This is a genomic window from Dapis brunnea BLCC-M229 (assembly GCF_050015995.1).
Taxonomy (GTDB): Bacteria; Cyanobacteriota; Cyanobacteriia; order Cyanobacteriales; family Microcoleaceae; genus Trichodesmium.
In genome coordinates, this window is record NZ_JBNHEP010000281.1 from 1 (window position 1) to 8,855 (window position 8,855).

Here is an 8,855-nt window from a genome sequence, read left to right on the forward strand (position 1 = left end):
CGGGAAATTTTCTGACTATTGCGTATAGAGCAATAGTAAATTCATTTTCTGAAGCGCACGCCGGATGTGGATGGATCGGGAAATTTTCTGACTATTGCGTATAGAGCAATAGTAAATTCATTTTCTGAAGCGCACGCCGGATGTGGATGGATCGGGAAATTTTCTTCTATTGTGTATAGAGCAATAGTTGAATTCATTTTCTGAAGCACACGCCGGATGTGGATGGATCGGGAAATTTTCTGACTATTGCCTATAGAAGCTCTAAGTGTATCTCTGCAAAGCTGCGGGTTTTTGGCAAAGGAGGACCGAGTCAGGAGGACCGAGTCAGGAGTCAGAGAAATAGGATAGGGGAAAAAAGTAGAATCTAGGCCCCAATCTCCCAATCTCCCAATCTCCCAATCTCCCAATCTCCCAATCTCCCAATCTCTAAATAGATCCCAATCTCCCAATCTCCCAATCTCTAAATAGATCCCAAATGGGTTCTATAGAGCAATAGTATCTTCATTTTATTAAGCACCTGGGGGATGTGGATGAGTAGTGGATTTTTCCTGCTGGACTGACACAGCTAAAACTGTTCAGAGCACTTTTTCCTATAATTCTTGTTATGCCAAGGTTTGACGATTTTTTTCTAATGCACCATTTAAGGTGTGTCGGTCTACTACCGAACTCCCGACACTCCCGACACTCCGCTACTCCCCCCTACTCCCTACTCCCTCTTTTGTTGATTCTGCCACAGTCGTAACTATTTCTTGGAATATAATCTCATCCTTACGAGGGTCAGCATGAGCAACCTTCACCTCTAGGCGATCGCCCACCTCAACCGATCGACCAAACCGCATCGCCAACTCTAACCCCAACTCCTCCAACAACACCAACCCCAAATTAATTTCCTCCTTCAACCAGCGAATTATCAAAGCTTGCCAAACCTCGTCAGAATTACGCCGTAAATATTCCAACCCCCAATAACGGTTAGTAAACCGTTCCACACTAGAAGCTTCCTTCACCGCAGGAACTAAACTCATCACCATTTCTTGCATTTGGTCTGGAGTAAAAGGTAACGGATCTCCGCGCAGATGAGCTTTAATCTGAAAATGCGCCAATAGATCGCTATAACGCCGAATTGGAGAAGTAACCTGAACGTAAGTTTCTAAAGCTAAACTTGCGTGACGAGCAGGTATAGTACCCATTTCACTTTTAGGCATACATCGACGCATAGCAGTAGAACGAACCGGACCTGCTGGCAATAACATTAGTTCTGCTTCTGGTGGGAGTTCCGGTTGAGGTTGACTGCGGTAAGGTAGAGGAATATTATGTTCTTGACCATATTTTGCGCCTACTTCCCCTGCTAAAATCATCATCTCTGCGACTAGCTGCCTTGATGGTGAATCATCCAAAACCTCTACTGTTATTTCTTCTCCTTCATTTTTAACCTTGATTACCGACTCTGGCATATATATACTAATCGAGCCTTGTGACTGTCGCCACTTAAATCTTTGTTTAGCCCAATCATTTAGAGCATGAATTTCTGGTTCTGGCTTAATCTTTAACTGTAGCATTTCATCCACATCATCATAAGTGAGGCGGTAGGTGGGTTTAATTAAGCTGGCATGAATTGTGTAATCTATAACTGCCCCAGTTTCATCTAAAAGAATGCCAAAACTCAGAGCGCTGCAAACTTGCCCCTGAATTAAACTCATTGGCCCTGTTGCTAACTCTGAGGGAAACATCGGAACCATACCAGTAGGTAAATATAAGGTAGTGGTTCTGCGTCTAGCCTCTAGGTCTAATTCATCACCAGGAGTAAGTAAACGAGTAGGGTCAGCTATATGCACCCATATCCGTTGTTGACCATCTTCTAAAAATTCTATGCTCAGGCCATCGTCTATTTCTCGCGTACTTTCATCATCAATTGTATAGACTTTTAGATGGGTTAAGTCCAAACGATTTGTGTCTGGATCTGGTGGGAGGGATTGCAGGCAGCTTTTGGCCACTTCTAGTACCTTGGTAGAAAAATATGTTGGGATCTGGCTACGTCGCAAATATAGATTTTCATGCTCGCTCCATATACCTAGATCCACTAATAGTTTAAATGCTGCTTCTGAAGTTTCTGGTAGTTCTAAGATAGCCAAGGTTTCCATGGCCTGACTGCGATGGGAGCTTTCTTCTCCATGAGTCGCAAATTTTTCTATAGCATCTAGGCGATTATAATCACTTTGTTGCCAGTTTACTTCTTCTCCTGCTAGTCGGTTATGGACCCGCAGTAAAAAGTTTTCTAGTTCTTGTTTTCGTTGCTTTTGGACTTCTTGTTGATGTTTGATTTCTGCTACTTGGGCTATGGGGCGGGGTTCGTAGCGATCGCCTTTTTGTTTAAAGTAGAGTTTATCGTCTGATAATAATATATGGGCTGCGTAACATTGGCTTGGTGTTTGTTCTGAAAATAGCAATAGTGCCATTTCTGCTGGGTTTACTGTTTCTGCTTCTTCTACTAGCAGTTCCCATGCTACTTCTAGACTAGAAGGGTCTAGATAGATTTCTACTTCTTGAAGAAATTGGGGAATTTCTGATGATTTGTAATTTTCTCCTGCTACTTCATAACTTATTTGCTTTGGGGGTATACTATTAGATTTACCATTTGCTTCTACCACGACCCAGTTTTTTTTACCATCAGGACGTTCTGCTACAGCTAGTCGCCGCTCTCCGTGCAGTCTAAATTCTATTAATTTTCCCTTCTCCACTTTATTTTAAATTTATATTGTGTAAGTTTTCTTAAGCTTTGTCTGGGTTGTGGTTTTTTCTATAAATCTTGTTTGAGATTCTTTCACTCTGACATTGTCCCAAGGTTAACAGACTGGCTTTATAGCGGTAGCTCTCTCAAATTCACTGATAGCAGCTCTCTATCTCAAGGGCTTACCCACCTCTAAGCCTCCACATACAGGATAAATGATACCCACCGCCGTTTTGTATTAGAATCACTTTTACTCACAATGACGTCCAACTCCAGTTTGACCTTTTGACAAGTTAACTCAGAGTTTTTAATTGAACGCCATACTATAAGTTCTTGTCAATTTACTTACTTTTAAAGGTGGGTACTACCGCTACTCCCGCTCAAGTCATCATATTCTAAATTTCTGCTTACTAGCTTATTTATTCACCGTCAATTCCCTGCCCGTTAAACTGTCACTATAAAGGGAGATTCTTTGATCGATCATGTAGGGTTAGATATATCTGAATTTTGCCAATTTTCCCAAAATCTCCAATCTCAAACCTCCGAGTTTCAGCTCTCCTTATTAACGTAAGGCAACAATGCCACTAATCTGGCTCTTTTGATGCTTTTTGTCAAATCTCTTTGCTGTTTAGATGTTAAACCTGTGATTCTTCTTGGCAGAATTTTTCCTCTTTCTGTTACATATTTCTTCAGTAATTCGACGTCTTTGTAGTCGATTGGTTCTCCTGGTTTAATTGGTGATACTCTTTTCCGATAGTAATTTGGCATTGCTAATTATTTGTTCGTTATTTTTGTTTACGTTTTAACTGTCTAATGTTTTTTTATACTCACTGAATTTTTACTTAATTTCTTTGTGAACTGTATGTTTATTACAGTGAGTACAGAATTTCTTCAACTCTAATCTTGATGTTGTATTCCTACGATTTTTAGTGCTTGTGTACCTAGAAACACCTTGTGAACGTTTATCAGAATTAGTTCTACACTCTGTACACTCTAGTGTAATAATAATTCTTACTCCCTTAGCCATATTTCACTTTCCCAATATCTTAGACACAAATTATTATTTTCTCATATAACGCTTGGCTTCGTCAAGCAACCACCTGAGCTTAATATCTACGGAGTAACCACGCATAGTTCCCACTACTATTGTCTGGGATACTCTGTCATGGAAAGCTTGCTGATACCTTTCAAGATCTACCAAAGCTACTGTAAAGTCTAAAAATAAGGGCATTATTAGTAGTAAAACAGCAGCATTTCCAGATGTCAAATTACTCATGCCTAGCATGGCCAATGACCCAGCTAATGCTAAAATTCCTTCTCGTTTTGATAATTCTAAGATACCAGGAGTTCTTTGGTATCTAGTATCTAAAACTTTCATATCTAGAGCAAAGTGGCCTATACTCTGACCTTGGTTTTTGTAGACCATTAGCACTCGTATAGCTATCCAAAGTACCACAAAAAATAAAGTAAAAGTGAACCAATTATTGCTAATTATGGCGCTGAGAAACCAAACCACTCCGGCATCTATACTGAATGCTGCTGCACGACGGGATAGAGGGGCTTTTGGCAGTTGGGGTATAATATCATCACTCATTATGCTTGACTCTAATTATTTGGTCTGGCTAGCAAAATTTTTAATTGCTTTATTGGCTTTTTTTACTATTGTAAATTACTGTTTTTAATTTGGTAGTAATCCTAAATGATTTGTCAAAAATCTAGACATAATATCAAAACTCTGAAATTATGCTCCCTGTTCCTTGTTTCCTAATTCCAATATTTTTTTCACAATTACACCTATGAGTGCTATATTATGATTTAATTATATTTTTTCTTTGTCAATTTTGCCTAATCTTTGAGAAAGATAAAATTATAAAAAGACAAAAATCATAAAGCTCTTAGTTTTCTTGGCTTCCGATGTCTATAGCAGTAAACCGATAGTTGAGTTACTAGCTTCTCTAAAACTAATTATTAATTTCTATTTTATTTTCAGGTAAACTAGATATAATAATTAAATCTCAAATCTCAAACTGAGAATCTACTAAAATATTTAGAATGCTGGTCTTGCTGATTTTAGGTATTAAGTGAGTCATTCAGATAAGTTAAGAGTCATTAATCTCCTTGTTAAAAAATATCTATAGTAATCCCCTGTATATTCGTGTCAAAAATCTTACTGCTTTTTAGGGAACAGGGAACAGGAAACAGGGAACAGGTAAGACTTTCAGTTTTTTTATTTACTTTTTGATTACCCGCAACCTATGCGCGGATTGCTATAGTTGTCATAAAATTCATAAAAAATACCTTTATAGTCGATTAATTGTGACTTTTAAGTATTGATAATCCTAATCATATATTGATTGTTAAATGCCAATTATTCAATATGATAAATTCTAATTTAGGAATTTTGCTGTTAATTTTATAGTCTTAATAAAATTATTAAAACTCGTTCATAATGATTAGAAAAATTGGCAAAGTCAGCAATTAATTTATAAGTTATAAGTACAATTAAAGAGAAAGGAATATTTATAAATAAACAAGCATGGATTTAATTTTGATACTGTATTTATGGCAAAGGGGTAGCTGGTACATACATATTGGTTTCGTTTTTGATAAATGAAATGAATCCAAAATATGAAGGCAAGTAAAAAATAGAAAAACTAAAAAATTAATAGCTAATATTAACTATTATAGTAAACCAACCTGACTAAACTAATAGAAAATATATCTCAAATTATCACCAATGAAAGTTAATTTTAATATTGTTAGGCAGAATCAAAATACTCAACCCAAATTTCAAACTTATACCCTAGAAGTTGAACCAGGCAATACAATTTTAGAATGCCTCAATCGTATTAAATGGGAGCAAGATGGAACTTTAGCTTTTCGGAAAAACTGCCGGAATACTATCTGTGGTAGTTGTGGAATGCGAATCAACGGTCGTTCAGCTTTAGCTTGCAAAGAAAATATTAGAAACGAATTAGCTAGACTAGAAAAAATAGCTGATAATAATTACGAGCATTCTACTGCCAAATCTCTTCCAGAAATAACTATTTCTCCTATGGGCAATATGCCAGTAATTAAAGATTTAGTAGTAGATATGAGTAGCTTTTGGCAAAATCTAGAAACAGTTGAACCTTATGTAAGTACAGAAGCAAGAAAGATTCCAGAAAGGGAATTTCTACAGACTCCTGCTGAACGGGATAAACTAAATCAAACGGGAAATTGTATTCTATGTGGGGCTTGTTATTCTGAATGTAATGCTCGTGAAGTTAATCCAGATTTTGTTGGGCCACACGCTTTAGCGAAAGCTTACAGAATGGTAGCTGATTCGCGGGACGACCAAACAGAGAAAAGATTAGAAAAATATAATCTTGATACTACTGGAGTTTGGGGTTGTACCCGTTGTTATTATTGTAATTCTGTCTGCCCGATGGAAGTTTCACCTATGGATCAAATAGGTAATATTAAACAAGAAGTTCTCGCTCGTAAAGACCAACAAGCTAGTCGTTCTATTCGCCACCGAAAAGTATTAATTGATTTGGTTAAGGATGGAGGTTGGATTGATGAACGAAAATTTGGTATTCAGGTAGTTGGTAACTATTTTCGAGATATTCAAGGGTTATATAGTTTGGGACCTTTGGGATTAAGAATGTTGGCCAAGGGTAAGTTTCCTTTAACTTTTGAACCTTCTGAGGGAACTAAAACTGTGCGATCGCTGATTGAATCAGTGAAAAGCTTGGACAATAAATCTAGTGAGGTAAAGCAATAACTTTTATCTATAATTTGTTTAGATATAAACTCTTTTGGAGCTTTCTCAAGATTAAGTTTTTTTTAATAGGAGTCAGGACTTAAGAGTTAAAACTCAGAAATACGATCAAATTCAATTTGAGGGCAAGTTTTTACTTAAAAATTGATGCTTAAAAGAGTTAATATCATGTCCGGTTGAACAGTTATAAATAATTAGGGAGGAGACAGTAGACAACCCACCCCTAACCCCTCCGGTGGAGGGGAAGATAGAAGATAGGGAAAAAAGTGTTTTCATCACGCTCTTATCCGGACATGGTATAACTCATGCACAATACGACTTGGAGTATGGGAAAAATGACCCTTACTTTGAGTTCAAAAAAATATAGTGAGTTGTTAGTTAAATATCAGCCAAAGCTAATAATGGTAATAAAAACAGAGGAGGAAAATGAAAAAGCACACCGCAGTTGTAGAGGAACTAATACAGGTTCAAAATCTCACTCCAGAGCAAGAAGCTTTGTATGAGTTATATCATGTCTGGATGAACAGTTATAAATAATTGGGGAGTCCTCAGTCCTCAGTCCTCAAGAGGGAGAACGGGAGGAGGAGAAAGTTTTTTTTATAACTAATTAAGCGGACATGATATAACAATTTAATTAAATATATCTTAAATTGATTCTGTAGTGCTTCTTATTTTAATCCCCTAGAATATTTTTTTCTCTTGCCTATTACCAGTGAAGTTGTTCCCTGAAATAGAAAACTTAGTTATTTTATCCATTTGAGAATATAGTATAAGATCAAAACAAAGTATATCAATAATTATGTCGGAAAATTCTACTTCTTCATCTACATCAGAACCTACAAAAAAAGTCACAACTGCCAAGGTAGCTGAACCAGCTTTTGGTTGGAATACTTATGCCGAACGAATCAATGGCAGATTTGCTATGGTAGGATTTGTGATTTTATTATTATTGGAATTATTTACTCATCAAGATTTGTTTTCTTGGCTAGGTTTGCGCTAGAAAAATCTAGTTTGATTTCTATTATTTGGTAGTCCTAAACAAGTAAGGATGTATTGTACTGCTGAATGAAGTACCAAATAGCCCTAAGATGATTCTCTAATTTTTTGGAGAATTATATAATTTATCTCAGCCTATTATTTATTGTTAGGTAAAATGTTAATAAGTAGTCTTTATAATGTATTTAAGTATTATACCAATTTAATAAAATAATGCGACAAAAAGGAAAGCTATCAATTTATGTCTAGAACAAGCTTCTAGAATTGCATAAGCTACTTATCTCTATCATTATTTACATTTTTTTCTTCAATATTTATTTCTTCTTCCCTCTTTCTTATTCAGACCTAATACTATTTGTAAAAATCTTTTTTCCAAATGGTATTAGCTATTAACCATTCAAATAGCTGTCATTTCATTTATCAGTTAACAGTTAGCCTCCTGCGAAGTAACTGCGTTAATAAGTCTCACTACCTCCTACTTAATTAGGAGGCAATAAAATCCTAAATTTCCTTTTTTCTCCCCTTTCAAGGGGAGACTATTAACCTTATTTCTTGGTCAGACTTGAAAAGTTAGTTTTCAGTTTTCAAGGCGTATGATGTGGGATTAAAACCTCATCATACGCCTACCACTAATCAATTCTGCTTGGTGTAGGGAACTTAAATCTTGAGGTTTTAGCTGATAGCTCTTTGCGGATAATTCCGGCACGGAAATGCTAGAATGTAATAGCTAGTTAACTTTTTTCATGGTTATAAATCTGATGTTTCTCCTGATTGAATTACTTGCAGATTATACTCACCCCTACCTGTTTTATCGTAAGAGTTAACTATTACCCGGTATTTACCTGTAACAGTTAAAGTAATTGTTAGTTGAGAGTTTGTATTTTTCTGGTTAATATCATCATGTTCTCCAAGTAATTCACCAGTCGGGCTAAAGACTGCTAAATAAGTATCAAAATCAGGACTTTCTAAAGTTACAGTTACTACCTGGCCTTCTGTACCTTCAAAAGTATGTTCATCATAAATACTTTCATCGGATGGTAGCACTAAGTCACCATCACTAAGTGTTCCTTCTTGCTGTAAAATTACTTTTTGTTCTTGGGTGGGGGGAGTAGTTTCTGGTGATGGACTCTCCTCTGGAGTCGGAGTAGTTTCTAATAGTGGGGTTGCTTCTGGAGTCGGAGTAATTTCTGGTGATGGACTCTCCTCTGGAGTCGGAGTAGTTTCTGAAGATGGACTCTCATCTGGAGTGGGAGTAGTTTCTAATAGTGGGGTTGCTTCTGGAGTGGGAGTAGTTTCTAGTGATGGACTCTCATCTGGAGTGGGAGTAATTTCTGGCAGTGGGGTTGCTTCTGGAGTGGGAGTAGTTTCTGG

The 8,855-nt window shown here is 36.7% G+C and carries 7 protein-coding genes; 2 read left to right on the forward strand and 5 right to left on the reverse strand.

Annotated features, from left to right (window positions below; translation table 11 throughout):
• Positions 1 to 689: 689 nt before the first annotated feature.
• The 4 genes from ACP6PM_RS32205 to ACP6PM_RS32220 all read right to left on the reverse strand — a co-directional run bounded on the left by ACP6PM_RS32205 (position 690) and on the right by ACP6PM_RS32220 (position 4,319).
• A complete protein-coding gene (locus tag ACP6PM_RS32205; protein ID WP_426590939.1) occupies positions 690 to 2,735 on the reverse strand; it encodes a ribonuclease catalytic domain-containing protein in 2,046 nt (681 codons plus the stop codon).
• A 539-nt stretch (positions 2,736 to 3,274) separates the two neighbouring features.
• On the reverse strand, positions 3,275 to 3,493 hold the full coding sequence (rpsR, locus tag ACP6PM_RS32210; RefSeq protein ID WP_293106720.1) for a 30S ribosomal protein S18: 219 nt from the start codon (positions 3,491 to 3,493) through the stop codon (positions 3,275 to 3,277).
• Positions 3,494 to 3,563: 70 nt separating this feature from the next.
• Positions 3,564 to 3,752, reverse strand: a complete 189-nt coding sequence (rpmG, locus tag ACP6PM_RS32215; protein WP_293106723.1) for a 50S ribosomal protein L33 — start codon at positions 3,750 to 3,752, stop codon at positions 3,564 to 3,566.
• 33 nt (positions 3,753 to 3,785) lie between these two features.
• Positions 3,786 to 4,319, reverse strand: coding sequence for an RDD family protein (locus tag ACP6PM_RS32220; RefSeq protein ID WP_426590940.1), 534 nt, complete (start codon positions 4,317 to 4,319; stop codon positions 3,786 to 3,788).
• A 1,143-nt stretch (positions 4,320 to 5,462) separates the two neighbouring features.
• On the opposite strand from ACP6PM_RS32220, the gene ACP6PM_RS32225 reads away from it, so the two are divergent.
• Both ACP6PM_RS32225 and ACP6PM_RS32230 read left to right on the forward strand, forming a co-directional pair.
• The gene (locus tag ACP6PM_RS32225; protein WP_426590941.1) at positions 5,463 to 6,491 is read left to right on the forward strand and encodes a succinate dehydrogenase/fumarate reductase iron-sulfur subunit; all 1,029 of its coding nucleotides are present in this window, start codon (positions 5,463 to 5,465) and stop codon (positions 6,489 to 6,491) included.
• Positions 6,492 to 7,287: 796 nt separating this feature from the next.
• Entirely contained in the window at positions 7,288 to 7,488 is a 201-nt protein-coding gene (locus ACP6PM_RS32230) for a chlorophyll a-b binding domain-containing protein (protein WP_293110014.1), read from the forward strand.
• Positions 7,489 to 8,231: 743 nt separating this feature from the next.
• Here ACP6PM_RS32230 and ACP6PM_RS32235 read toward each other — a convergent pair.
• Positions 8,232 to 8,855, reverse strand: a 624-nt coding sequence (locus ACP6PM_RS32235) for a pre-peptidase C-terminal domain-containing protein (protein WP_426590942.1), incomplete at its 5' end; no start/stop codon positions are given.

What these genes read in the sequence shown, in the direction of transcription:
- ACP6PM_RS32230 (WP_293110014.1), top strand. Translation starts at nt 7,288, where the DNA reads ATGTCGGAAAATTCTACTTCTTCATCTACATCAGAACCTACAAAAAAA.
- rpsR (WP_293106720.1), bottom strand. Translation starts at nt 3,493, where the DNA reads ATGCCAAATTACTATCGGAAAAGAGTATCACCAATTAAACCAGGAGAA.
- ACP6PM_RS32220 (WP_426590940.1), bottom strand. Translation starts at nt 4,319, where the DNA reads ATGAGTGATGATATTATACCCCAACTGCCAAAAGCCCCTCTATCCCGT.
- rpmG (WP_293106723.1), bottom strand. Translation starts at nt 3,752, where the DNA reads ATGGCTAAGGGAGTAAGAATTATTATTACACTAGAGTGTACAGAGTGT.
- ACP6PM_RS32225 (WP_426590941.1), top strand. Translation starts at nt 5,463, where the DNA reads ATGAAAGTTAATTTTAATATTGTTAGGCAGAATCAAAATACTCAACCC.